Below are 25,669 nucleotides of genomic sequence, written 5' to 3'. Positions count from 1 at the left end.
CTCCCCCTAGAACGAAGAGCCCGGCTCCTGGAGGAAGGCCATTTCCTCCGGAGTCGACTCGCGGCCCAGCCGGGCGTTGCGGTGGGGGAATCGCCCGAAGCGTTCGATGACACCGAGGTGTCGCCGGGCGTAGTCCAGCACCTCGGCACCGGCCGGGTGCTGTGGCAGGAGCGATTCGAAGAGGGACACGGCGAGGCGCTGGTCGTGGATCTCCTCGCTGTGCTCGAAGGGCAGGTAGAAGAACCACCGCCACACAGGGGGCAGGGGCACGTCGAGGCCGCGGGCGAGCGCGTGACGCGCCACCTCACGGGCCTGGGCGTCGGTGGCGAAGGCTCGGTCCGAGTCGCGGAAGAGGTTGCGCGGGAATTGATCCAACAGGAGCACCAGCGCCAGCGCACCGCGAGGCTCGTCACGCCACGCCTGGAGCTCGCCCACGGAGGCCTTCTCGTGGGTGGCGAGGAAGCGGCGGGCGCACTCGGCATCGAAGCTGGAATCCTGCTCGAACCAGCGTCCGCGAGGTTCCGTGTAGCCCGGCTCGTTCGGTTGGCCGAACCAGAAGGAGAGGATGTCGTCCGCGCTGGCCATGGTTGCCTCCTGGGGTTGCCTTTCTAGCACCCGCCGCTCAGCTTCCCACGAAGACGTGCCCATGGAGGTGACAACGATGTTGGAGCAACACAATCCGGACAACCCGGCCCTGCGCAACCCGTCCTTGAGGAAGGAGTCGTTCGTTGCCTTGGGAACCATCGGAGCGCTCACCGCCGGCACGGCCTTGATCGGAGGCCGCGTCTCGAGCAGCGGGCAGCTCTGGTACAAGCGGCTGCGCAAGCCCGGCTTCACGCCTCCTCCCTGGGTGTTCGGGCCGGCGTGGACGGCGCTGTACGGTTTGATGTCACTCTCCGCGTGGCGGGTGTGGAACCGGCCGGCGGGCCCCCGCCGCTCGTGGGCGCTCGCGCTGTGGGGCCTGCAGCTCGGCTTCAACGCCCTCTGGTCCCCGCTCTTCTTCGGCAAACATCGCCAGCGCGAGGCCCTCGCGGACATCGCCGCACTCGGCGTGAGCCTCGCGGCGTATACCGCGGTGGCGCGCAAGGTGGACACGGGCGCGGCGTGGATGATGGTGCCGTACCTGGCGTGGGTGGGCTTCGCCAGCGCGCTCAACGAGGAGATCGTCCGCCTCAACCCATGACGTGACATGATGCCCTCCTCTTCTTTGGGAGGGCTCCATGGAGCTCCGCATCCAGAACCTGTCCAAGCGCTACTCCAACGGTACCCAGGCGCTCCAGGACGTCACGCTCACCATCAAGCCCGGCATGTTCGGGCTGCTCGGGCCCAACGGCGCGGGCAAGTCCACGCTGATGCGCACCCTGGCCACCCTGCAGGAGGCCGACAGCGGCAGCGCCTCGCTCGGTGACATCGACGTGCTGAAGGACAAGGACGCGGTGCGCCGGGTGCTCGGCTACCTGCCGCAGGACTTCGGCCTCTACCCGAAGGTGACGGCCGAGGATCTCCTCACCCACCTCGCCACGCTCAAGGGCATCTCCAACGCGCGCGAGCGCAAGCAGGTGGTGGACGCGCTGTTGCAGCAGACGAACCTCCACCACGCCCGGCGCAAGCAGCTCGGCGGTTTCTCCGGTGGCATGCGTCAGCGCTTCGGCATCGCCCAGGCGCTGCTCGGCAACCCCAAGCTGCTCATCGTGGACGAGCCCACCGCGGGCCTCGACCCCGAGGAGCGCGTGCGCTTCCACAACCTGCTGAGTGAAATCGGGCAGGACGTCATCGTCATCCTCTCCACGCACATCGTCTCGGACGTGCGCGACCTGTGCCCGCAGATGGCGGTGCTCAACGGGGGGAAGGTGCTGCTCACCGGCGCGCCCGAGGACATCATCGCCCGGCTCGAGGGGCGCATCTGGAAGAAGTTCGTGGACAAGGCGGAGCTGTCGAAGATGCAGGCCGGGCTGCCCGTCATCTCCCACCGGCTGCTGATGGGACGCACGCTCGTGCACGTCTACAGCGCGGGGGCGCCGGATGACTCCTTCGCGCCGGCCGTGCCGGACCTCGAGGACGCCTACTTCGCCACCATCAAGGGACACCTCGCGCAGGAGCCGGCTTCCGGCGTCCAGGCCATCGCGGGCTGAGGAGCCACCCACATGCTTTCCATCGCGCTCTTCGAGCTGCGCCAGCGGCTCAAGCTGCTGTCCACCTGGGTCTACTTCGGCGTCTTCTTCGCGCTCGCCTTCCTCGCGCTGAACGCCACGGGAGGCGCCTTCAAGACCATCATGGTGGGCGGGAGCGGCGGCAAGGTGCTCGCCAACTCGCCCTACATGCTGAGCTCTCTGCTCACCCTGCTCGGCTTCTCGGGAGTCATCGTCACCGGTGGAGTGATGGGCCAGTCCGTCTACCAGGACTTCGCTCACGGCACGCACACCCTCTTCTTCACCGCCCCCATCTCGCGCGCCCGCTATCTGCTCGGCCGCTTCCTCGGCGCCTTCCTCACGCTCGTCATCATCTTCTCGAGCATCGGCCTGGGAGCCCGCTTCGGCGCCGCCATGCCCTGGCTGGAGGCGAGCCTCATTGGCCCCACCGTGCCGGGCTCGTACCTGCGGCCCTACCTCGGCAGCATCCTGCCCAACCTCTTCTTCACGGGCGCGCTCTTCTTCGGGATGGCCGCGCTCACCCGCCGCATCCTCCCCGTCTACGTCGCCAGCGTGGTGCTGCTCGTGGGCTACCTCGTGGGCGGCCGCTTGTTGAACGAGTTCGACACCAAATGGATCGCCGCGCTGGTGGACCCGTTCGGCATGAACGCGGTGCGGCTGATGACGGAGTACTGGACGCCCGCGGAGAAGAACACCCTCCTGGTGCCGCTCGAGAGCTGGTTTCTCCTCAACCGGCTCATCTGGGTGGGCCTGGGCGCCGCCATGCTCGGCTACACCCTCCTGCGCTTCCAGCGCACCCACGCGCTGGCGGGCGGCCGCGTGGAGGCCCCTGTCGAGACCGAGGCGCCCCGGGCGCAGCTCGCGGTGCCCTCCGTCACGCGGGACTTCCGGGACGGCACCTTCCTGCGGATGCTCCCGCGCCTGGCGTGGCTGGACCTGAAGGAGACGGTGAAGAACGTCTATTTCGTGGTGATGGTGCTGGCCGGCATCCTCCTGGTCTTCGGTTCCGCGCGCGCGCTCGGCGTCATGTTCGGCACCCCGGTCTACCCGGTGACGTACCTGGTGGTGGAACTGGTGGGCGGCGGCTTCGGCCTCTTCCACGTCATCATCATCGCCTTCTATTCGGGTGAGCTCATCTGGCGCGAGCGCGACGCGCGCATGAATCAGCTCTCCGACGCGCTCCCCGTGCCCGGGTGGCTGCCCTTCCTCTCCAAGCTGCTGGCGCTGATGGGCGTACAGGTGCTGCTCAACGCGGTGCTGCTCGTCTGCGGGGTGCTGGTGCAGCTCTTCAACGGCTATACCCACCTGGAGCTGGGCCTCTACGTCACGGAGCTCTTCGGGTACCGGCTGTTGGACCTGTGGCTGCTGTGCATGCTGGCGGTGCTCGTCCACGTGCTGGTGGACAACAAGTACCTGGGCCACTTCACGATGGTGCTCTACCTGCTGGCGAGCACCTTCGCCTCGGCGATGGGCTTCGAGCACGGTCTGTACAACTACGGCAGCGCGCCCAATCCCACGTACTCGGACATGAATGGTTACGGGCCGTTCGTGGGGCAGATGGTGTGGTTCCGCGTGTACTGGGCGCTCGTGGCGGTGGCGCTCGCCTTCGTCTCCCACCTGTTCTGGGTGCGGGGGACGGAGAGCGATCCCCGGTGGCGGATGAAGCTGGCCGGCGCGCGGGCCTCGCGGCCGGTGCGGGCGGGCCTGGCGCTGTCCGTGGTGGGCACCGTGGCCGTGGGCGTCTTCGTCTTCCACAACACCAACCGCCTCAACGTCTTCCGGACGGAGCACGAGGAGCAGGCGCTGTTCGCCGACTACGAGAAGAAGTACAAGCCGCTGGCGAAGGTGGCGCAGCCGCGCATCGTCTCGGCGAAGGTGCAGGTGGACCTCTTCCCCGAGGAGCCGCGCATGCGGGCCCGGGGCACCTTCGGGCTCGTCAACAAGACGGCCGAGCCGGTGAAGACGGTGTACGTCAACCTGCCCGAGGACATGAAGGTGTACCGGCTGGTGGTGGCGGGCGCCGGGTCAGCGTCCGAGAAGGACACGCGGCTGGGCTTCTACACGTACACCCTGCCCACGCCGCTGGAGCCGGGGGCCTCGGCCGAGCTCCAGTTCGAGCTGGGCCTGGAGCCGCGCGGCTTCCGCAACAACGGGGCGCAGACGGCGCTCGTGGAGAACGGCACCTTCCTCCACAGCACGCTGCTGCCGCGGCTGGGCTACGTGGCTGATTTCGAGCTCGAGGACGACCAGGCGCGCAAGAAGCATGGGCTCGCGCCCAAGGAGCGCATGGCGGACGTGAACGACCTGGAGGCCCGGCGCAACACGTACATCACCTCGGACGCGGATTGGATTTCGTTCGAGGCCACGGTGAGCACCTCGCCGGACCAGATCGCCATGGCGCCCGGTTACCTCCAGCGCGAGTGGACGGAGAACGGGCGGCGCTACTTCCACTACACGATGGACAGCCCCATCCTGAACTTCTACTCGTTCCTCTCCGCGCGCTACGCGGTGAAGCGGGACTCGTGGAACGGCGTGGCCATCGAGGTGCTCCACCACCCGTCCCACACGTACAACATCGACCGGATGATCCAGGGGGTGAAGGACTCGCTGGAGTACTACACGAAGAACTTCGGGCCCTATCAGCACCGGCAGGTGCGCATCCTCGAGTTCCCCCGGTACGGCACCTTCGCCCAGGCCTTCCCCAATACGATTCCGTACTCGGAGGGCATCGGTTTCATCGCGAAGGTGGACCTGGAGGACCCCAAGGACGTGGACTACCCCTACTACGTGACGGCCCACGAGGTGGCGCACCAGTGGTGGGCCCACCAGGTCATCGGCGGCAACGTGCAGGGCTCCACGCTGATGTCCGAGACGCTCTCGCAGTACTCGGCGCTGATGGTGATGAAGAAGAAGTACGGCGAGGCGCGCATGGGCCGCTTCCTGCGCTACGAGCTGGACAGGTACCTGGGCGGACGCGGCCTCGAGCGCAAGAAGGAGACGCCGCTGCTGCTCGTGGAGGGCCAGGCGTACATCCACTACAGCAAGGGCAGTCTGGTGATGTACGCGCTGCAGGACTACATCGGTGAGGACAACCTCAACCGGGCCCTGGCGGCGTACCGGGAGAAGGTGGCCTTCCAGCAGCCGCCGTTCACGAACTCGCCGGAGCTGCTCGCCGAGCTGCGCGCGGTGACGCCCGAGCACCTGCAATACGTGCTGCACGACTTCTTCGAGCGAATCACCCTGTACGAGAACCGGGCGCTCAAGGCGACGTACACGGAGGTGGCGGGCGGGAAGTTCGAGGTGAAGGTCACGGCGAAGGCGCGCAAGGTGGAGGCCAATGGCACGGGCACCGAGTCGGAGCTGAAGCTCGCGGACTGGGTGGACGTGGGGGTGCTCGACGAGGACGGCAAGCCGCTCTACCTGGAGAAGGTGCAGGTGACGAAGGAGGACGTGGAGTTCACCGCGCTGGTGGACAAGCGCCCGGCGAAGGCGGGGCTGGATCCACTCAACAAGCTCATCGACCGCAAGCCGGACGACAACACGGTGGCGGTGGAGAAGCTCTGACCCGGCTCCCTCTCCCTGGCAAAAGGCTCGACATGCGGCGTCCGGCAACGGAATGTGGGGGGCCATGAAGTTCCTGTCCTCCGAGCTCGCGTACTTCCTGCGGGATGCGAAGGCGCGGCAGAACGTCCGCGCCCTGCTGCGGCTGTTGCTGCTCCTGTTGGTGCTGGTGGTGGTCTTCACCGTGCTGTTCCACGTGCTGATGGCGCGCGAGGGGAAGCAGCACTCGTGGCTCACCGGGCTGTACTGGACGCTCACGGTGATGAGCACGCTGGGCTTCGGGGACATCACCTTCCAGTCGGACATGGGCCGGGCCTTCTCCGTCGTCGTCCTGGTCTCCGGCATCATCTTCCTGCTGGTGTTGCTGCCCTTCACCTTCATCCAGTTCTTCTACGCCCCGTGGATGGAGGCGCAGCGGCAGAGCCGGGCGCCCAGGTCATTGCCGGAGGACACCGCGGGGCACGTCATCCTCACCCACTACGACGCGGTGACGATGTCCCTCATCCCCCGGCTCGAGTTCTACGGGCGGCCGTACGTGGTCCTGGAGGACGACGTCCCACGGGCGCTCGAGCTGCACGACCGAGGCATCCGGGTGATGGTGGGGCCGCGCGACGACCAGGAGACGTACCGCCGGCTGCGGGTGGGGGAGGCGTCGCTGCTGGTCGCCACCGGCGACGACTTCCTCAACACCAACATCGCCTTCACCGTGCGCGAGCTGACCGAGAAGGTCCCCATCGCGAGCCTGGCGCGCAAGCCGGAGTCGGCGGACGTGCTGGAGCTGGCCGGCTCCACCCACGTCATCCAGCTCCCGGACATGCTGGGCCGCTCGCTGGCGCGGCGCACCCTGGCTGGCGAGGTGCGCGCCAACGTCATCGGGCGCTTCGGCCAGCTGGTCATCGCCGAGGCCCCGGTCACCGGCACTCCCTTCGTGGGCAAGACGCTCGCGGAGTCGCGCCTGCGCGAGGTGACGGGAGTGAACGTGGTGGGCGTGTGGCAGCGCGGGCAGTTCTCCATTCCTCATTCCGGCACCCGCATCGAGTCCAGCACCGTGCTGCTGCTCGCGGGCACCGACGCGCAGCTGGAGCACTTCGACAGCCTGGTGGTCATCTACAACGTGTTCGACCGCCCGGTGCTCATCCTCGGCGGCGGGCGCGTGGGCCGGGCGGTGGCGGCCTCCCTTCGCGAGCGGGAGGTGCCCTACCGCATCGTCGAGCAGAAGCCGGAGAGCGCGCACGGGCTCGAGCACGTGGTGGTGGGGTCCGCCGCGGATCTCGAGGTGCTCAAGCAGGCCGGCATCGACGAGGCCCCCACCACGCTCGTCACCACCAGCGACGACGCCATCAACATCTACCTCACCATCTACTGCCGGCGGTTGCGGCCGGACATGCAGATCATCAGCCGCGCCACGCTGGAGCGGAACGTCTCCACGCTGCACCGGGCGGGCGCCGACTTCGTCATGTCCTACGCCTCCATGGGGGCCAACACCATCCTCAACGTGCTGGAGAAGGGCGACGTGGTGATGCTGGCCGAGGGACTGGACGTGTTCCGCTACCCCGCCTCGGACAAGGTGCTGGGCCGCTCGCTGCGCGAGACCCGCATCCGCGAGGAGACGGGCTGCAGCGTCATCGCGCTGGAGACGCCCGGCGGCACCGTCGTGAATCCCGACCCTGCCCGGCCCATCGACGCCGGAAGCGAGCTCATCCTCATCGGGACGGCGGAGGGAGAGCGGCGCTTCAAGGATCGCTTCGCCTGATGGCCGGAATGGGGTGTCAGTCGACTCGCTGAAGAGAGCCCACGCCTCCTCTCCCTCTCCCCCTGGGAGAGGGTCGGGGTGAGGGTTTAGGGGATCCCGGGTTCCGGCCTTTGACCTGTGCGAACTCTGGCGTCATGGTGGCTGAACATGAACAAACCAGTGCGCCGGATCTGGAAGGTGTTGCTCGGGGTGGTGGTGGTGGCGGTTCTGTTCCTGGCCATCGCGCTCACCGCGGTCCCAGTCCCCGAGCGCACTGACTTCGGCCCATCCATCTCGGAGCTGCGAGCGCTCGCCACGCCGGCGGGAGAGCCATTGCCCACGGAGCTCCGCCGCATCGTGGTGGGCGAGGGCACCATGCCGGAGTTCGCCCTGGTGGCGGGGCGGTTCCTCGGGACACGTGTGGCCGTGTACCAGGCGCACCAGATCCTCTACGGCGATGGGCGGACGGTCATCGTCGATGCCGGGAGTGACGCGGAGACGCTGGCGAGCAACATGCCCGGCTCCCGCCTCCAGGCTGACCACTATGCCCGGCTCCAGGAGGCGATGCGCCGCGCGGATGCCATCGTCCTCACGCACGAGCACTTCGATCACAGTGCGGGCATCGCGCACTCACCGTACCTCGACGAGGTGGCTCCCCGGGCGATGCTGACGGAGGCCCAGCTCCACGGGAGGGATCCCGAGCGCGCCGGCTTCACCGCGGAGGTGGTGGGCCGGTTGAAGCCGCTGAGTTACGAGCGGATGCACCTGCTGCGGCCGGGCGTGGTGCTCGTCCGGGCGCCGGGCCACACGCCGGGGACGCAGCTGGTCTACGTGCGGCTGGCGGATGGCCGGGAGTTCCTCCTGGTGGGAGACATCGCGTGGCACCAGGACAACATCCTGCTGCCGCGCATGCACCCGAGGCTGGTGAACTGGCTGCTCGGCGAGGACGGCGAGGCGATGGCGAATCAGCTCCGCTACCTCCATGAGCTGCAGCGGGCCACGCCGGAGCTGAACCTCGTGGTGGCGCACGACGCGGCGCAAATGGCCGGGCTCATTCAACGCGGGCTGGTGCAGGACGGACTGCGGTAGGACTCCCCGCGTCCTGCCTCCGGCGTCTGCCCTGACACGTGCGAACGGATGACCGGACAGGTAGATAAGCCAACTTGACGTGATGGGTTCTCACGGCGGATACTGCCATGCGCGCCACGTGCACGGCGGGTGCGTGGGCAATGAATGGCGAGTGCGTTGGATCACCACGCGTGTCAGAGGGGCTCGTTAGCCTTTGAGCAGGATCGGGCGGGGTTGGGGGTCGGGAGGTGGGGCATGGAAGCGGGGGAGGCGAGGTACGTCGACTGGGTGCGGTCCTTGGGGAGGGCCGGGCTGATCGAGCTGTGGACGCAGGTGCAGGAGGCTCGGGACCTGTGGCCCTGGCCGCCAGGGAGGGCTTTCGAGTACCTCATCCTGCGAGCGTTCCAACTCGAGGGCGCACGGGTCATCTGGCCGTATTGGGGACAGTGGGAGCAGGTGGATGGGGCGGTCTACGTCGATGGGCTTTCGTGTCTGGTCGAGTGCAAGCACTGGCAGGAGCCCGTCGACTTCAGTCCGATCGCGAAGTTCAAGGTCCGGGTGGATCGGCGGCCGCCGGCCGCTCTGGGTTTGATGTTCAGCGTGAAGGGGTTCACGGAGCCCGCCCTGCGGGAAGCCTACGCGCAACCCTTGCGCAATGTCCTGCTGTGGCACGGCAGGGATGTGTCTCTGGCATTGAGGGGCGGCATGCGTGCGGCTCTCGGTGCCAAATGGCGAAAGGCCGTGGAGGAAGCCCAGGTGGACTATGAGCTCAAGGCGGAGGACCTTCGATGATTCCCTGTCTCGTCGTGCGCGGAGAGGCGAATGCCCTGGTGCTTCGCAAACTGCTCGAACCCGAGTTCGGGCACGCGCTCCAGGTGCTGGGAACGGACTTCTTCTCGGAGAGTGTCTCCCTGGCGCGGTCCGTCCTCAGCAATCGCAAGGCCATCGTGGCGCTGGTCGCGGGGACTCGCTCGGCCGAGCTCCAGAAGATTCGCGAGCTGCACCGCTTCCTCGTCTACGCATTGGTCCAGGTTGAATGTCCCGACCTGTGGAAGGTGGTCCTGGTGGTGCCAGACACGGAGAGCCTGCTCTTCCAGACTCGGGGCGTGCTGTCTCAGGTACTCGAGCGGGAGCCGACGGAGGAGGAATGGAATCGAGGCCAGACCGAGCCTCTCCAGGTTCTGGAGCAGATCTTCGGGCTCAAGGAGATACGCCTCGACAAGGAACTGTGCCGGCGTCTGGAGTCCGTGGACGTGAGCTGTCTGGCCGAGCACCCCGTCGTGCAGCAGGTGCGGCGATTCTTCCGGGACCACCGTGAGGGCCGGTCCACCCTGAATCTCTGAGCCAACCCGAGGGTCAGCGCATGGACAACCGTTCCGCCATCACGGGGCCACGTGAGGCGGCCAGCCGCCGGCGCCGGACGATGGAGCGCAGTCCCAGCCACATGGCCACGAGCGACACCCCCATCCACACCGCCGCCCAGAAGGGCGCGGGCAGGTAGGTGAGCTGCGCCATGGCGTGCGCGTCAGAGACACCCACCTCCAGGCCGTAGCCGAACAGGCCCTTGATGTCCTGCAGCGCCAGGAGGCACGAGAGGGCGGCGATCCACACGACGAGCCCGCGCCGCATCCACACCGGCCCCTTCCACGCCACCAGTCCCAGCAGGGCCCCCATGCCGGCGATGAAACCGAGCGTGAAGAGTCCGTCCGAGCGCGACGAGCCGGTGGCGAGCGCGTGGGAGGCCCCCGGGTCCGGCGGCAGCAGCGGCACCCACAGCACGGCCACGCCCACCATCCAGACCACCAGTCCCCACAGCAGCGCACGTCCACTGCGCATGCGACCGGCGGCCACCAGCAGCAGCGCCCCGGCCAGGGAGGAGCCCACGTAACCACCGGAGGCGATGAGCAGCTCCCTCCAGAGCGAGCCGGTGAGCGAGTGGTAGGTGAGCCCGCCCGTGGCCGGGCTGATGGTGACGCTGCTCACGTGGGAGCCCACGGCCCAGGCCGCCAGGGCATGTCCGCTCTCGTGCATGAGCGTGACGAGGAGCCGGAAGGGGTACAGCCACACCGTCTGCCAGAGGAAGAGGCTGGCCGCGGCGGCGAGCACCAGGCACGCCAGCAGCGCACGGGTGGACATCGGCGGCGGCTCGGGGACGGGACGCATACCCCTTGGACGCTAACACGGGGGTTTTCGTTCCGCTGCTAGAGTGCCGGGCCCATGGGCAACAAGACGAGCACGGCCGAGACGTACGCCGCCCAGCACCGCGGTGACGCGGACCACTACGCCACCTACTTCGCGGGCATGGATGCGTCCATGCAGCAGAAGGTGGCCCTCACCACCGCGCACTTCCCCACGCGGGGCCGGGTGGCGGACATGGGCAGCGGCTCGGGCCGCGGCACCTATGACCTGGCCTGTCTCTATGGCGGCCTGGAACTGGTGGGCGTGGACATCAACCCCGTGTCCGTGGACATGGCCGCCGCCACCTACCAGCGCCCCAACCTGCGCTTCGTGGCGGGCGACATCGCCGACCCCGTCTTCCCTCCCGAGTCCCTGGATGGGGTGCTCGATTCGTCGGTGCTCCACCACGTCACCAGCTTCAACGGCTTCTCGCTCGCCCGTCTGGAGACGTGTCTGGACAACCAGGTGCGCGCGCTGCGCACCGGTGGCGTCATCATCATCCGTGACTTCCTCGTCCCGGACGGGCCCGCGGAGGTGTGGCTCGACCTTCCCACCACGAATGGCGCCGCCGAGGGTCCCGTCCAGGGTCTGTCCACCGCCGCGCTCTTCGAGCGCTTCGCGCGCGGCTTCCGTTGCAGCGTCAACCGGGATGGCCCGGTGCCGTACACGCGGCTGGCTTCGCCCCACCGGGGACACGTGCGCTACCGGCTCACCCTGCGCGCCGCCAACGAGTTCATCCTCCGCAAGGACTACCGCACCGACTGGGACGTGGAGCTGCTCGAGGAGTACACCTATTACTCCCAGGCCCAGTTCGAGGCCGCCTTCCGGAGCCGGGGGCTGCGCATCGTCAGCTCGATGCCCATCCGCAACCCGTGGATCATCGCCAACCGCTACGAGGGCCAGTTCCACCTGTCGGGGCTGGATGGGCGGCCGCTGCCGTACCCGCCCACCAACTACCTCATCGTGGGCGAGAAGGTGCCCGCCGGGGCGGGTGTCGAGCTGCGTGAGGAGCACAGCGAGCCGCTCGCCACGCCGCGCTTCCTGTCGCTCGGTGCGTGGCGCCACGAGGAGACCAGCCGCGTCTGGGAGTTGGTGGAGCGCCCGGGGCGGACGATGGATGTGCTGCCCTGGTTCCGCCAGGACGGCCAGGTGTTCGTGCTGGCGAAGAAGGGGTTCCCGCGGCCCATCATCAATGCGTGCGCGGACCATCCCAATCTCGGGGGCGCGGAGCTCTCCGGTTACGTCACCGAGCCGCTCGCCGCCATCACCCATGCCGGCGAGGCCCCGGACAAGGCCATTGCCCGCATCCTTCGAGAGCGGGCCGGCCTCGCGGCCGGCAGCATTCGCGCCTTGTCCGAGCCCGCGCGCTACTTCACTTCGCCCGGCGGGGTGAACGAGCGCGTGTCCGCCTGGCTGGTGGAGGTGGTTCCGGCCAGCGGGGTGCCAGCGCCCGATTATGCCCCGTTCACCAGCTCGGGCTCGGTGCGCGAGCTGGACGCGCGGCAGGTGCTGCGCGCCTGTCACGTAGGCGGCATGGTGGATGCCCGGTTGGAGCTCAACATCCATCGCCTGCTGCGCCACCTGGGCACTTCGCCCGGGCCGTGGATCGGCGCTCCCATCCAGCTCGCCGGGCAGTCCGGTGGGCCGAAGTGGGCCGATGATGCCCTGGCGCCCGCGAAGCGCGCGGTGTTCTCGTCGTACGAGGACGGGACGGTGGGCTACCTGGATCTGCGCACCGGTACCTTCTCCGAGCACGACGCGGAGGGGAAGGTGATGGCGCGCGTGCCTCGCGAGTACCTGGTGCCGCGCGAGGCCAGCCGCAACACGGCGGTGGCGCTCCCGGTGGTGCGGACGAAGGAGGGCATCCGGGTGGGCATCGAGCACCGGGAGCTGCCGGCGGTGCAGCACTTCACGGGCAGCGCCACGCTCGCGGTGACACCGGCCTGGCGGCTGCCGCGGACGCTCGGCGACCTCAGTCAGGTGCCCGCATTCATCGCCGAGCGCCTGCGCGAGGAGTTCTCCATCACGGTGCGCCGCACCTGGGAGCTCGGCGGCTCGTACCATGCGACGCCGGGCGTTACCCCGGAGCTGGTCTGGCCGTTCGCCGTGGAGGTCGAGGCCGATGCGGCGTGCGACTCGCGCCTGCGCTGGCTGCCGCTGGAAGTGCTGGTGGGCCAGCTGGACGCGGTGCAGGACGCACACCTGCTGGTGGTGGCCTGGCGGCTGGCGCACGCGCTGGGCGTGCTGGGGTGACGGTTCGGCCAACAGCGTGGATTTCTCTTCTGGTCCTGCTGCTGCAGGCGTGCACGACGGTGGGATCGGCCGGGGGTCTGGGTCGCGAGGATGCGCTTCCAGACGAAGAGGCCGCGGGGGAACTCCCTCCACCGTGGGAGACGCGTGGTCGTGAGCAGGACGAAGAAGCGATCCGCGCCGAAGCGGCAGCGGCTTCCACTGGCATGCGAGGTGTGGCCAGTCTGGTGGATGAGGCGGGGGTGGAACTGGCCTTTCGCTTCTGGGCGCAGGACGGTGCGCTGACGCTGCTGTCGTGGAAGCGGGGCACTGGAGGGACGGGCCGCTCGGAGAGCATGGACTCCTGGGTCCCGGGCCTCGATGCCAGTTTGCCCCTCTACGTGGGGACGCGCATGGGAGAGGTGGTTCTCACCGTGCGCGGCGAGGGACAGGGTTGGCGCCTGAATTCCTTCACATGGCGGGATGGCACCAGACCGCTCGAAGCCAAGACGTTGCCGGTGCGGCGCATGGGCATGCCGGCGGAGGTCGTCGCGCGGGCTCACGCCGTGGCCTCCCGGTTGACCCATGGCCTGCGGGTACCCGAGGGGGGAAGGGCCGCTCTCCTGGTCGAGGTCATGCTGGACGACGATCAGATCCTCGATGCGGAGACCGTGCGTTACGAGTCCCGGGGTGACTCATCCATCGGGGTTGCTTCGCCGAGCCTGGTTGTACAAATCACCCAGGCACTTCTACCGTTCACCCAAGGTGTAGGTCCGCGCACAGTCCGGCTGCGGTTGGAAGCGGAACATCGGCGGGCGGAGAGCCACGCTCGTTGGCACGTGCTGGAGGCCGAAACGCTGCGGCCAGACGTGCCGCCGGGTCCGCCCTCGCTCATCGCCGAGCACTATGCGCTCTACGAGCGGATCCTCCGCGAGTGGCGAGAGGAGACGGTGGCAACCGCCCAACAGGCGGGGATAGCGAGTGCCGAGTTCCTGGCGACATGGTTCATCGGCAGTCTCGCTCTTCGTGGTGGCTTCGCGCTCTTCGAGGCGGTGGCACCCAGGTTGGCGCCCATCCTGGCGCGTGGCGGTTCGGAAGCCGTGGCGTGGTTCCGATCCTTTCTCGTCCGGATACGCCCGAGAGAGAGGGAGACGTTCCAGCGTTTGTGGGCGAAGGCCCAGACACAAGGGCTCTCGGCGGCGGAGAAGACCCGGTTCCGCAAGCTCATGGCGCGTTTCGAGGAGCTCCTCGATACGAAATTGGATGAGGAAGCGCGCAAGCTCCTGCGACGTCAGGCGAATACGGACTTCTACAAACTGCGTCCGGACCTCGCGAAGACATTGGTGGACGCAGCGGGGAGCAAGTACCCGGTTCATCACCGGATTCCCCTGGAGCACGCGCACCGCCTTCCCGAGATGAACATCAACGGTTCGGCCAACCTCAAGGCGCTGCACTCCACCGTGCATGAGCGGGTCAACAATGTCTGGACGGCATTCCGGCCGGCGGGCAGCAAGGCCTCGGGTGGCGATGTGCGGCAGGTGGCGGATATCGTCGACCGGCACTTCCAGCGTTGGTACGACACTGTCTACGAGCAGGCCTCCGAAACCGCGCTCGAGGAAGCCGAGAAGGCGGCCCTCCGGGAGGTACGCATTCTGCTGGCTCGCCTTCCGTAACTGAGGTGTTCATGGTCTCCGAAATGCCGTTACCGGGACTCGAGCGGTTGCTGGACGTGTGTCGGAAGCACGGTTTCTCCGTGGAATCGTCGCCGCCTGGGCGCTCCATTCCAGCCGCGGGAGAGATGGTGGCGGGCCATCCCTTCGACCCGGTTCTCGCCACCGTCTACAGGCGGATGGGAGGGCTGCGCATCGCGGGGAAGGACGGCGAATTGCTGCTGCATCGCCTGGATGACCAGGTGGATGGGCTCGCTCTCTCCACGGGTGCACGGCGGAGGGGCACGCAGGAGCCTTTTCACTCCTCCGTGGCCTTCGGTTGCATCCCGGATCTCGCCTACTACTACGCCGTGGTACCGGGCCTGGCCGACGAGCGGGGGCTCCAGCCGGTCATCTACATCAACGCCTATGCGGAGAGGTACGTTCTGCCAGTTGCCTCGGACGTGGATCGTTTCTTCGACACCTTCTCGCGCTACCTCGACATCCTGGTGGCGGATGAGGGGTATCGGCTCGATGGGATGCGAGGGGTCGACTTTCCCTCGGGAGTTCCCGAGCTCATCGCTCGCGACCGGCGGCTCGTCGAGATGCTCGGCACCGGGCGCTTCGATTTCATCATGAACCTGGGGGACGAGTACCGGGACTGGTTCGCACGGGTGAAGTCGGCCTGAGAGGGAAGGGTAGGCCTTACTCCCGCCCCTCTTCCTGATGCGCGGGCGGGTCCCGGCGGCCGCGCTCCGGCTCCGTCGCCGCCGGTAGCCACACCGTGGCCACCGCGCCACCTCCCTCGCGTGGGCGCAGCGAGATGCGGCCTCCATGCCGGCGGATGATCTCCCGCGACACGTACAGCCCCACCCCAATCCCCGAGATGCCCGTCAGCTCGCGCCGGTCTCCCCGCTCGAAGCGTCCGAAGAGCTGCTCCTCGTCCTCCACGCGCAGGCCGATGCCCCGGTCCGCCACCACCAGCTCCGCCTCGCCCTCCGGCCGCCTCCGCGTCCACACCTGGATGGCGCACCCCGTCGGGCTGTACTTGATGGCGTTGGACACCAGGTTGTGCACCACCTGCTCCAGGCGCAGCTCGTCGAAGTCGCCCATCACGGGCTCCGTCTCGAGCTCCAGCGTGTGCCGCGGCGAGGTGCTCACCAGCGTCTCCGCCACCCGCCGCACCACTTCGCTCAGGTCCATCCGCGTGCGCTGCAGCGGCAGTTGCGCCAGACCCAGCTGCGAGGCGTCCAGCAACTGGTTCACCAGCCGCGTCACCCGGTCCACCTGCCGGCTCACGTTGTCCAGCCGCTGCGCGTGCTCGTCCCCCAGCTTGCGCCGCAACAACTGCACCTGCGCCTTGAGCGCGGTGAGCGGTGTCTTCAGCTCGTGCGAGGCGATGGAGAGGAAGGCGTCCTTCTCCCGGCTGGTGCGCTCGATGGCCTCCAGCTGCCGGGAGAGCTGTGACGCCATCCGGTCGAATGTCTCCGCCAGTTGGTTCAGCTCGCGCGGTGCATCCTCGGCCGCCTCGGCGGCGCGGGCCGTGCGCTCTCCCGCGGCCAGCCGCGCCGCCGCGCGTGACACCCCCTGCACCGGGGCGACGATGGTTCGCGAGAAGGCGAGCGCCAACATCACCGCCGACACCGTGGCCAATCCCAGCGTCCCGAGCAGCCCGAAATAGGATCGCTCCACGTCCCGCTGCAGCCGTGTGCCCGGTTGCTGCACCACCACCCGCCAGCCCAGCGGCGGCACCTCCACCACGCCGAAGTGCTGGAGCGTACCCACCCGCACCAGCGTCACCGCGTCCGGTTCCGACTCGTAGGTGCCCGTGCCCTTGGGGCCCGACTCCTCCAGGGCCCGCGCCAGGGCCGTGCTGATGATGCTGCGCAGCTGCCCCGGGTTCTCCTCCGACGAGTCGAAGATGAGCCCGCCCCGCGCGTCGACGACCAGGATGCGCCGCTGCCCGTCTCCAATCTGCGCCTGGGCGTGCCGGCGCAGCCGCGGCAGATCCACCGCCGCCAGCACGTACCCCGCGTACCGCTCGTCGCGGCGGATGGGGGCCAGCGTCACCACCAACGGCCCCGAGACTCCTCCGCGCCCGAGGAAGACGTCGCTCACCAACGGCCCGCGCGAGCGCCGTACCTCCTCCACATAGGCGCGATCCGAGAAGTCCATGCCCGCCAGCGGACGGCCCGCCGCGTCGGTCCTCGGGGAGAACGCGAGCGCCACCCCCGCCGGACTTCCCACGTAGGCGTTGATGACCTCGGGCGAATAGGTGACGAGCGCGTCCAGCTCCCCCTCGAGGAAGTTGGGGCCCGGCAGCGCTCCCTCCGCCGAGAGGCTCGACGAGAGCGTGCGGGCCAGCCGCGACACGCCATGCCGGGCGTGCGCGAGGCTGCTCTCGATTTCATTGGCCACCACCCGCGCGGCATGCAGGTTGGCCTCGTCCAATTGCCGCACCTCGGAGGTGTAGCGCTCGCGGCCCTCGGCGCCGCCCAGCACCAGCAGCGGGATGATGGCCCCCAGCGTGAGCGCCGAGCCGAACACCCGGCCCAGCGACATGTTCGCCAGCGGCAGGGGCAGCAGGGCGCGCAGACGCCTGCGCACGGGCGGCAGCAGCACCACCACCTGGAGGATGAGCGCCGCCAGCAGCCCGTTCACCGCCTGCTTCAGCCCCGCCACCAGGATGGCCGAGGTGGGAATACCGGCCAGCAGGAAGTAGGTGGCGAGGAAGTACAACGGACTGAGAATCCAATACAGCGCGTCCGCCGCCACCGGGCTGACGCGCCGGCGCAGCGCGCCCACGACGAGGCCCTCGAGGGTGATGTTGAGCCAGCCCCACGGGTGGCCCCACAGCCAGAGCGTCCTCACGCCGGAGACGGCTCCCGCCAGCGCTCCGGCTACAGGCCCGCACAGCACCCCGGCGGTGAGCACCAGCAGCGGCCCGAGCAGCAGATGCACCCCGGGCAATACCTCGAGGGCCGCCAGGTTCAGCAACAACCCGGCGAGCCCGAGGCCCAGGCCGCAACTGATTCGCCCCAGGACGCTCATCGTGCCCCACGGTGCGCACCTGCTGCCTTCACGGCAACGTTTGTTTGCCCTCGGGTGCTACTGGGAGTACGAACCACGGGTTCACTGAAGGACAGAGCAGGCGGGCGCGAGACTTCTCCAGAGGCACTGGAAGCCGGAATCGCGGTTCCCCGAAGGACAGGCTGGCGTGCGCCACACCCTGAACGATGTCTGGACACCTCGTCCCATCTCGGGTCTGTATGCGCTCGGCGTCATCCAGGAGTCGTACGGGGAGTCCTTCCCACCTCGCTCTTCACCTGGGATGCAGTGCCGAGGGGCGGTCCAGCCAGAAACGGACCCGCAGGGGCCCCGACACGGAAAAACCATGAGCCACACCAAGCTGTCCCTCCTGTCCGCCGTTGCCACCCTTCTGCTCGGCCCGGCCGCGCTCGCGCAGCCCTCGGGCCTGCCGTCGTTCGAGCTGGAGCGCCTGGAACTCAACCCCAACGGCCGCGGTTCGCTGCTGATGGGCACCGGCGAGCTGCTGCCCAAGGGCGGTTTCCGCCTCTCGATCGCGGGTCATTACGAGAACGATCCGCTCGTGATGTACCGGAACGGCAACCGGCTGGGCTCGGTGGTGGGCAACCGGGCGACGGGACACCTGCTGGCTGCCTGGGCGCCGATGCAGTGGCTGGAGCTGGGTCTGCAGCTACCGTTGGTGCTCTGGCAGAACGGGGATGACCTGAGCGCGCAGAACGTCGAGTCCCCGGCCACCACGGGCCTGTCCACGCCGATAGCGCACGTGCGGCTGGGACTGCTCGCGCAGCGGCGGGATGCGCCGGTGGATCTGGCGCTCGAGCTGGGCGTGGGCCTGCCCGTGGGCAGCGCGGACACGCTCTCGCGCGACAGCATCGTCCGGCTCTCGCCCAAGGTGATGCTGGGCCGGAACTTCGGCGCGCTGCGCGCGGGCGTGGAGGCCGGAGCGTTGATCCGTCCCGCCGTCGTCCTGGGGGACGAGGGCGAGGTGCAGGACGAGCTGGGCAGCGAGGTGCGCCTGGGCGCGGTGGTGGCCACCACGGGCGACGGGCTGCGTGGCGAGCTCAACGTCCGCGGCAGCGTGCCGCTCACTCGCGAGCAGGGCTCCCTGGAGGTGCTGGCGGGCCTGCGGTTGCCCCTGAACGAGTCGCTCGAGGCCTACGCGCTGGGCGGCCCCGGTTTCGGCAATGCGCCGGGCACGCCCACGTTCCGCGTGCTGCTCGGCGTGGCGATGGGCGGAGGCGAGAAGGTGGACACCTCGCGCCGCGATGATGACGGCGATGGCGTGGTGAATGGCGAGGACTCGTGCCCCGCCGAGGCGGGCCTGGCCAATCGCCAGGGCTGCCCGCTGAGGGACACGGACAGGGACGGCATCGAGGATGGCGTGGACATGTGCCCCACGGAGCCGGGCGAGGCCAATCGCCAGGGCTGCCCGGTGCGGGACGCCGACCAGGATGGCATCGAGGATGCCGCGGACAAGTGCCCCACGGAAGCGGGCCCGGCCGAGCGTCAGGGCTGCCCGGTGCGCGACGCGGACCAGGACGGCATCGAGGACGCCGCGGACAAGTGCCCCACGGAAGCGGGCCCGGCCAATCGCCAGGGTTGCCCGGTGCGGGACGCGGACAAGGATGGCATCGAGGACGCCGCGGACAGGTGCCCCACGGAGGCGGGCCTGCCGGAGCTGCGCGGCTGCCCGGCGAAGGACACGGATGGTGACACCGTGGCGGACCACCTGGACAACTGCCCCGCCGAGAAGGGCGTGCCGACCAACGCGGGCTGCCCGGTGCAGCAGAAGCAGATGGTGGCCATCCAGAAGGGCAAGCTGGAGATCAAGGAGCAGGTGTTCTTCGCCACCGGCAAGGCGATCATCCAGCCGCGGTCCTTCAAGATGCTGGACCAGGTGGCGAAGATCCTCCAGCAGCACCCCGAGGTGGACAAGATGGTCATCGAGGGCCACACCGACAACCGTGGCAACGCGGAGGCCAACCGCAAGCTGTCGCTGGCGCGGGCCGAGGCGGTGAAGGGCTACCTGGTGAGCAAGGGGGTGGAGCCGTCGCGCCTGGAGGCGCAGGGCTTCGGTCCCGACCGGCCCATCGATTCCAACAAGACGGAGAAGGGCCGCGCGTCCAACCGGCGCGTGGAGTTCATCATCGTCACCCCCGAGCGCGAGCTGCCGTAGCTGAAGGAAACGAAGAACATGAAGAACGGACTCTTCAAGAAGTGGCTCTCGGCGGCGCTGTGCACGCTGGCCCTCGGCTCGACGGCCGCGCTGGCCGAGCCGGATACGTTCGGCCTGGGCACCGGGCGCAATGACGATCGCACGGTGTCGACCGCTGGTACCAACTACGTCAACAGCTATGCCCCGGTGACGGGGCCGCTGGCCGCGGGGGACACTGTCATCTCCGTGGGGACGTGCAGGGGTGAGACGGCCTGCTTCACGGCGGGCGACCTGGTGCTGGTGCTCCAGACGACGGGCCTCGTGCCAGATCCCGCCTCGGGTGACCCCGCCGTGATTGACCTCAACAGCCGCTACACGGAGGTGGGCCGCTGGGAGTTCGCGCGGCTGGCCTCGGTGACCGAGGGCTCGATGACGCTGACGGCGCCGCTCGTCTACTACTACGCCGCCAACGTGACCCAGGTCATCCGGGTCCCCGAGTTCAAGAACTTCACCATCAACGTGGCCCGGAGCATCACCGCGGCGCCGTGGGACGGGAGCTCGGGTGGCGTCATTGCCTTCCTGGCCCAGAACACCTTCACCAACAATGGCACCGTCAACGCGAGCTTCGTCGGTTTTCGCGGCGGCCGGTTCGTCGATGACGATAGCGGCGAGGTGGGGTGCCTGGACACGGACCTGGACAGGGCCGCTCCCCAAGGGGCGCAGAAGGGCGAGGGTCTCGCCATCACCCGTTATGGAGACACGCACACCGGGCGTGGCAACGTGGCCAACGGCGGTGGCGGTGGCGTCTGCTACAAGTCCGGCGGTGGCGGCGGCGGTAACGGTGGCGCGGGTGGCACCGGCGGTAATTCGGGGGATGGCAACAGGCCCGTGGGCGGCCTGGGCGGCGCGGCGGTCGATGGCTCCCTGCTCACCCGCCTCACGCTCGGCGGTGGCGGTGGTTCGGGTCATGGCGACTCGGGAAGCCTCGTAACGGGAGGTAAGGGCGGTGGCATCGTCTTCATCCGTGCCAACCAGCTCGCTGGAACGGGCGCCATCTCCGCGAACGGTGAGCCGGTCAGCGTGGCCACGAACGATGCCTCCAGTGGTGGTGGCGCGGGCGGTACGCTCCACTTGCGCTTCGCCGCGGCGGTCTCGTGCGGCGGCACCAGCGTGGGGGCGAGAGGCGGCACTGGTGGCAACTCGGGCCTCATCCAGGTCGGGCCGGGCGGCGGAGGCGGTGGCGGCCGCATCCTGTTCCAGTCCGCGAGCGGTACCTGCGCCATCAGTTCCAGCAGTGTCGGCCGTGCCGCCGCGGGAACGCAGCAGGACCCGTCGGCACCCGGTGGTGGCACCTACGGCGCGCAGTCGGGCGTGGACGGCGTCTTCTCCCGGCTGACCACGGGTTTCCCCACCGCGTTGCCGGTTCCCACGGTGACCCAGCCGGCTGATGCTTCCTCCACCAGCAACCGCAGGCCCGACATCCGGGGCTCGGCCCAGCCCAACTCCACGGTGGTCATCTATCTCGACGGGGTCGAGGTCGGCCGGGCGACGTCCAACTCTTCTGGCACCTACATCTTCTCCCCGCCCGCGGACCTCGCCGAGAAGACCTATACGGTGCAGGCGGCCATCGAGGTGGATGGCGTGCAGAGCCCCAAGAGCGCGGCCAATACCTTCACCGTGGACGTCACGAGGCCGAACACCGTCATCGACTCGGGTCCGGCGTCTCCGACCAACGCGACGAGCGCCACGTTCGACTTCAGCGCGAGCGAGCCGGGCGTGCGCTACGAGTGCAGCCTGAATGGTGCGGCCTTCACCACCTGTACGGACCCGGTGACCTTCACCGGCCTCACCGAGCGCGTGCACACCCTCGAGGTGCGGGCCATCGACGCCGCGGGGAACGTGGATGACACCCCGGCCAGCTACACGTGGACGGTGGACCTCACGCCGCCGGACACCGTCATCGTCTCGGGTCCGCCCACGCGCACCAACGCGACGAGCGCCACGTTCGACTTCAACGTGGTGGTGGCGGAGCCGGGCGTGACGTACGAGTGCAGCCTGGACGGTGCCCCCTTCACCTCCTGCACGGATCCGGTGACCTTCACGGATCTGACAACGGAGAAGTCGTACACCCTGCGGGTGCGCGCGCTGGATTCCTTGGGCAACGTGGACCTGACTCCGGCCAGCTACACGTGGACGGTGGACCTCACGCCGCCGGACACCACCATCGTGTCGGGCCCGCCCGTGCGCACCAATGCGACGAGCGCCACGTTCGATTTCAGCTCGGAGACGGGGGCGACGTACGAGTGCAGCCTGGACGGCGCGCCCTTCACCGCGTGCGCGGACCCGGAGACGTTCACAGGTCTGACGACGGAGAAGTCGTACACCCTGGAGGTGCGCGCGAAGGATGCGGCGGGCAACGTGGACCCGACTCCGGCCAGCCACACCTGGACGGTGGACCTCACGGCGCCGGACACCGTCATCGTCTCGGGCCCGCCGAGTCTCTCCAATTCGTCGAGCGCGACGTTCGACTTCAGCTCGGAGGCGGGGGCTACCTTCATGTGCCGGCTGGATGACGCGCTGACGTTCACTCCCTGCTCGGACCCGGAGACCTTCGCGGCCCTGGGTGACGGAGAGCACCGGCTCGAGGTGAGCGCCGTGGATGCGGCGGGCAACATGGACATCACTCCGGCGGTCTACACCTGGACCGTGGACCTCACGCCGCCGGACACCACCATCGTGTCGGGCCCGCCGGCGCGTACCAACGCGACGAGCGCGACGTTCGACTTCAGCTCGGAGACAGGGGCGACGTTCGAGTGCAGCCTGGACGGTGCGCCCTTCACCGCGTGCGCGGACCCGGAGACGTTCACGGGCCTGACGGAGAAGTCGTACACCCTGGAGGTGCGCGCGAAGGATGCGGCGGGCAACGTGGACCCCACGCCGGCCAGCTACACCTGGACGGTGGACCTCACGCCGCCGGAGACCACCCTCGTCTCGAACCCGCCCAACCCCAGCAACTCGCCGGACGCGACGTTCGACTTCAGCTCGGAGGCGGGCGCGACGTTCGAGTGCAGCCTGGATGGTGCGCCCTTCACTCCCTGCACGGGCCCGGTGAACTACCCGGGGCTGGGCGATGGGTCGCACACGTTCGAGGTGCGCGCGACGGATGCGGCGGGCAACGTGGATCCAACGCCGGCCAGCTACACCTGGACCGTGGATGCCGCGGTGCCGGACACCACCATCGTGTCGGGTCCGCCCGTGCGCACCAATGCGACGAACGCGACGTTCGACTTCAGCTCGCCGGAAGCGGGCGTCACGTTCGAGTGCAGCCTGGATGGTGCGCCCTTCACCTCCTGCGCGGACCCGGAGTCCTTCACGGGTCTGGACGAGCGCACCCATACGCTTCAGGTGCGCGCGCGGGATGCCTCGGGCAACGTGGACCCCTCGCCGGCCACCTACACCTGGACGGTGGATCTCACCCCGCCCGCGGTGCCCGTCGTCGTGAGCCCGGCGCCCAACAGCATCGTGGACACCCTCACGCCGGTCATCAGCGGCACGGCGGAGCCCAACAGCACCGTCACCATCATCATCGACGGCACCGAGGTGGGCACCGCCACGACGGATGCGTCCGGCAACTGGAGCTACACGCCCACCACGCCGCTGACGCCGGGCGAGCATGAGGTGCAGGTCCGCGCCACGGACGAGGCGGGCAACTCCAGCCCCACCTCCTCCACGCCGAGCCCCTTCACCATCGTGGATGACACCGTGGCGCCGGAGACGAACATCACCTCCGGTCCGTTCGGCACCACCCCGGAGCGCACCGCGACGTTCGAGCTCAGCTCGAACGAGCCGGGCGTGACGTACGAGTGCAGCCTGGACGGTGCCGCCTACACCCCGTGCACCTCGCCGGTGACCTTCACCGGCCTGGCCGATGGCGAGCACACCCTGCAGGTGCGTGCCCGCGATGCCGCCGGCAACGTGGATGCCACCCCGGCCACCTGGACCTGGACCGTGGCCGAGGGCGGGGACGTCGCCTTCCTGGGCGATGGTATCGGCTGCTCGGCCACGGGCGGTGACGCCTCGTGGCTGCTGCTGGGCCTGGGCACGTTCCTCACGCTGTCCCGCCGCCGCCGGAACTGAGCGCTCGCGGAGCATGATTCGGGCCGGGCTCCCCTCCCTTCGTGGAGGCGGGGCCCGGCCTTTTTCATGGGCTCAGTGCATCGAGTGTGTCGAGTCCGTGCCGGGCCGCGGATCGGGCGGCGTGGGGCTCGCGGCGGACAGCAGCGGAAGGGCCACGTAGAAGGTGGCGCCCCGGCCCACCTCGCTCTCCACCCAGATGCGGCCGCCATGACGCTCGACGATGTCGCGGCTGATGTAGAGGCCCAGCCCCAGCCCTCCGTAGGACGTGACGGAGACGTTCCGGGCGCGGAAATAGCGCTCGAAGAGCTGCTCCTGCTGGTCCTGGGGAATGCCAATGCCCTCGTCCGCCACGGACAGCAGCGCGAAGTCGCCGCGCACGTCCAGCGTCACGCGCACGGTGCTGTCCGCGGGGCTGTACTTGAGCGCGTTCTCCAGCAGGTTGGCGATGACCTGCTCCAGCCGGTACGGGTCTCCCCGGATGCGGACCGCCTCCGCCGGGTGCGAGTAGTCGAAGCGGTGCTGGCCGCGCTCGGCGTCCATCGTGGTCAGCGCGCGCTCGACGATGGCGTCCAGCCGGGTGGGCTCGAAGTGCAGCGCGAGCCGGCCGGCCTCGATGCGCGAGGCATCCAGCAGATCATTGATGAGCGCCGCCAGCCGCACCAGGTGCTGGCGCGCGTGGCGCAGCAGGGTGGGATCCACCGGCTCCTTGCGCTCCAACCGGCGCTCCAGGCTGGCCAGCCGCAGCGACAGCGGGGTGAGCGGCGTCTTCAGCTCGTGCGAGGCGATGGTGAGGAAGTCGTCGCGAACGCGGATGGCCTCCTGGGCCTCGCGGAACAGGCGGTTGCGCTCGGCCTCGGCGATCCGCTGTTCGGTGATGTCCTCGACGATGACCACGCCTCCCTCCACCTGGCCGTCCTCTCCGAAGCAGGGCGCGAAGTGGGCGCGCACGGGGGTGAGCTTGCTCGCGGTGACGGAGCGGTACTCTCCCTCGTAGTAGGCGTGGCGTCCGGCGAGCACGTCTCGCACGCAGGTGAGGATGGCCTCGTCCTGGAGGGTGAGCAGGTTGAGCCCGATGAGCACCCGCTTGGAGGAGCCCATGATGCGCACGAAGTAGTCGTTGCACGCGACGATGGTGGGCGCGGTGTCGAAGTGGAAGAGGCCCAGCGGAGCGTTCTCGAAGACGAGCTGGTAGGCGCGCTCCCCGGCGGAGCCCGGCGGCTGCGGTGCGTGCGCGTGCACCAGGGAGGACACCCGCTCCAGCGGCTCGTCGGTGTAGTCGGGGAGCTCGGGCGTGCGCCGCAGCACCACGGAGATGCGTTCCCCGTCCGCTCCCATGGAGGTACCCACCGTCACCTCCACCTCCAGCTCGGCTTCACCCCGGCGCACCAGGAAGACGCGCACGGGCCGCCCGCTCAGCGCCCGCCTGCGGCCCAGCAGGTAGCGCAGGAAGGAGTACCCGTCGAAGGAGCGCAGACGCTCGGGAACCAGGCGGGTGAAGGGCTTTCCCCTCAGCTCCTTCAGCGTCCAGCCAAGCAGGCGCTCGGCGGCGGGATTCAGGTAGAGGACGCACTCGTCGCCGTCGCAGGCCACGAGTGGGTCCGCCATGGCGTCCATCAGCTCCCTGAAGTCGTCGCCAGCCATGTTTCCCCTCGGAGAGAGGCTTACCTCCTAGAGCCTACAGGTTGGAGATGGCGGGGCAGACGGGCCGCAGCCCGCGGTTGCCCGGCCGCTGGGCCGGGGTGGGGACGGGGGCAGGCCGGAT

The 25,669-nt window shown here is 68.9% G+C and carries 16 protein-coding genes; 12 read left to right on the top strand and 4 right to left on the bottom strand.

Going from position 1 to position 25,669, the window contains the following annotated elements:
* Window positions 1-6: 6 nt before the first annotated feature.
* Complete coding sequence (locus BO221_RS12685; RefSeq protein WP_073560670.1) at window positions 7-585, bottom strand: DUF924 family protein; 579 nt, start codon at window positions 583-585, stop codon at window positions 7-9.
* 76 nt (window positions 586-661) lie between these two features.
* On the opposite strand from BO221_RS12685, the gene BO221_RS12680 reads away from it, so the two are divergent.
* The 7 genes from BO221_RS12680 to BO221_RS12650 all read left to right on the top strand — a co-directional run bounded on the left by BO221_RS12680 (window position 662) and on the right by BO221_RS12650 (window position 9,854).
* Window positions 662-1,183, top strand: a complete 522-nt coding sequence (locus tag BO221_RS12680; RefSeq protein ID WP_083680981.1) for a TspO/MBR family protein — start codon at window positions 662-664, stop codon at window positions 1,181-1,183.
* 37 nt (window positions 1,184-1,220) lie between these two features.
* Window positions 1,221-2,132, top strand: a complete 912-nt coding sequence (locus tag BO221_RS12675) for an ABC transporter ATP-binding protein (protein WP_073560669.1) — start codon at window positions 1,221-1,223, stop codon at window positions 2,130-2,132.
* 12 nt (window positions 2,133-2,144) lie between these two features.
* The gene (locus tag BO221_RS12670; RefSeq protein WP_073560668.1) at window positions 2,145-5,714 is read left to right on the top strand and encodes a M1 family aminopeptidase; all 3,570 of its coding nucleotides are present in this window, start codon (window positions 2,145-2,147) and stop codon (window positions 5,712-5,714) included.
* Window positions 5,715-5,778: 64 nt separating this feature from the next.
* Window positions 5,779-7,464, top strand: a complete 1,686-nt coding sequence (locus BO221_RS12665; RefSeq protein WP_073560667.1) for a TrkA family potassium uptake protein — start codon at window positions 5,779-5,781, stop codon at window positions 7,462-7,464.
* 147 nt (window positions 7,465-7,611) lie between these two features.
* Entirely contained in the window at window positions 7,612-8,532 is a 921-nt protein-coding gene (locus BO221_RS12660; protein ID WP_143195414.1) for an MBL fold metallo-hydrolase, read from the top strand.
* Between the two features lie 234 nt (window positions 8,533-8,766).
* Window positions 8,767-9,303 (top strand): restriction endonuclease, encoded by a 537-nt coding sequence (locus BO221_RS12655; RefSeq protein WP_073560826.1) that lies wholly within the window; start codon window positions 8,767-8,769, stop codon window positions 9,301-9,303.
* Window positions 9,300-9,854, top strand: coding sequence for a hypothetical protein (locus BO221_RS12650; protein WP_073560665.1), 555 nt, complete (start codon window positions 9,300-9,302; stop codon window positions 9,852-9,854). Before BO221_RS12655 ends, BO221_RS12650 begins: the two co-directional genes overlap by 4 nt.
* Window positions 9,855-9,867: 13 nt before the next feature.
* On the opposite strand, the gene BO221_RS12645 is transcribed toward BO221_RS12650, so the two are convergent.
* A complete protein-coding gene (locus BO221_RS12645) occupies window positions 9,868-10,647 on the bottom strand; it encodes a M50 family metallopeptidase (protein WP_158079832.1) in 780 nt (259 codons plus the stop codon).
* Window positions 10,648-10,728: 81 nt separating this feature from the next.
* On the opposite strand from BO221_RS12645, the gene BO221_RS12640 reads away from it, so the two are divergent.
* The 3 genes from BO221_RS12640 to BO221_RS12630 are packed head-to-tail and all read left to right on the top strand — an operon-like array spanning window position 10,729 to window position 15,256.
* Window positions 10,729-12,942 (top strand): methyltransferase domain-containing protein, encoded by a 2,214-nt coding sequence (locus BO221_RS12640; protein WP_073560663.1) that lies wholly within the window; start codon window positions 10,729-10,731, stop codon window positions 12,940-12,942.
* Window positions 12,939-14,591 (top strand): hypothetical protein, encoded by a 1,653-nt coding sequence (locus tag BO221_RS12635; protein ID WP_143195413.1) that lies wholly within the window; start codon window positions 12,939-12,941, stop codon window positions 14,589-14,591. The genes BO221_RS12640 and BO221_RS12635 overlap by 4 nt, the downstream gene beginning before the upstream one ends.
* Window positions 14,592-14,602: 11 nt before the next feature.
* On the top strand, window positions 14,603-15,256 hold the full coding sequence (locus BO221_RS12630; protein ID WP_143195412.1) for a hypothetical protein: 654 nt from the start codon (window positions 14,603-14,605) through the stop codon (window positions 15,254-15,256).
* A 16-nt stretch (window positions 15,257-15,272) separates the two neighbouring features.
* Here BO221_RS12630 and BO221_RS12625 read toward each other — a convergent pair whose 3' ends face one another.
* Window positions 15,273-17,618: an ATP-binding protein gene (locus BO221_RS12625; protein ID WP_073560660.1), complete on the bottom strand. Its 2,346-nt coding sequence runs from the start codon at window positions 17,616-17,618 to the stop codon at window positions 15,273-15,275.
* A 343-nt stretch (window positions 17,619-17,961) separates the two neighbouring features.
* On the opposite strand from BO221_RS12625, the gene BO221_RS12620 reads away from it, so the two are divergent.
* Together BO221_RS12620 and BO221_RS12615 are read left to right on the top strand one after the other, a co-directional pair.
* Window positions 17,962-19,791 carry an OmpA family protein gene (locus tag BO221_RS12620; RefSeq protein WP_073560659.1) on the top strand — a complete coding sequence of 610 codons (1,830 nt, stop codon included), beginning with the start codon at window positions 17,962-17,964 and terminating at the stop codon, window positions 19,789-19,791.
* 18 nt (window positions 19,792-19,809) lie between these two features.
* A complete protein-coding gene (locus BO221_RS12615; RefSeq protein ID WP_073560658.1) occupies window positions 19,810-23,907 on the top strand; it encodes an Ig-like domain-containing protein in 4,098 nt (1,365 codons plus the stop codon).
* A 72-nt stretch (window positions 23,908-23,979) separates the two neighbouring features.
* Here BO221_RS12615 and BO221_RS12610 read toward each other — a convergent pair whose 3' ends face one another.
* Entirely contained in the window at window positions 23,980-25,548 is a 1,569-nt protein-coding gene (locus tag BO221_RS12610) for an ATP-binding protein (RefSeq protein ID WP_073560657.1), read from the bottom strand.
* Between the last annotated feature and the right edge of the window lie 121 nt (window positions 25,549-25,669).

The organism is Archangium sp. Cb G35 (assembly GCF_001896145.1).
Lineage (GTDB): Bacteria > Myxococcota > Myxococcia > Myxococcales > Myxococcaceae > Archangium > Archangium violaceum.
Note: the sequence above shows the minus strand (reverse complement) of the source record. Positions and strands in the feature narration are given on the sequence as shown.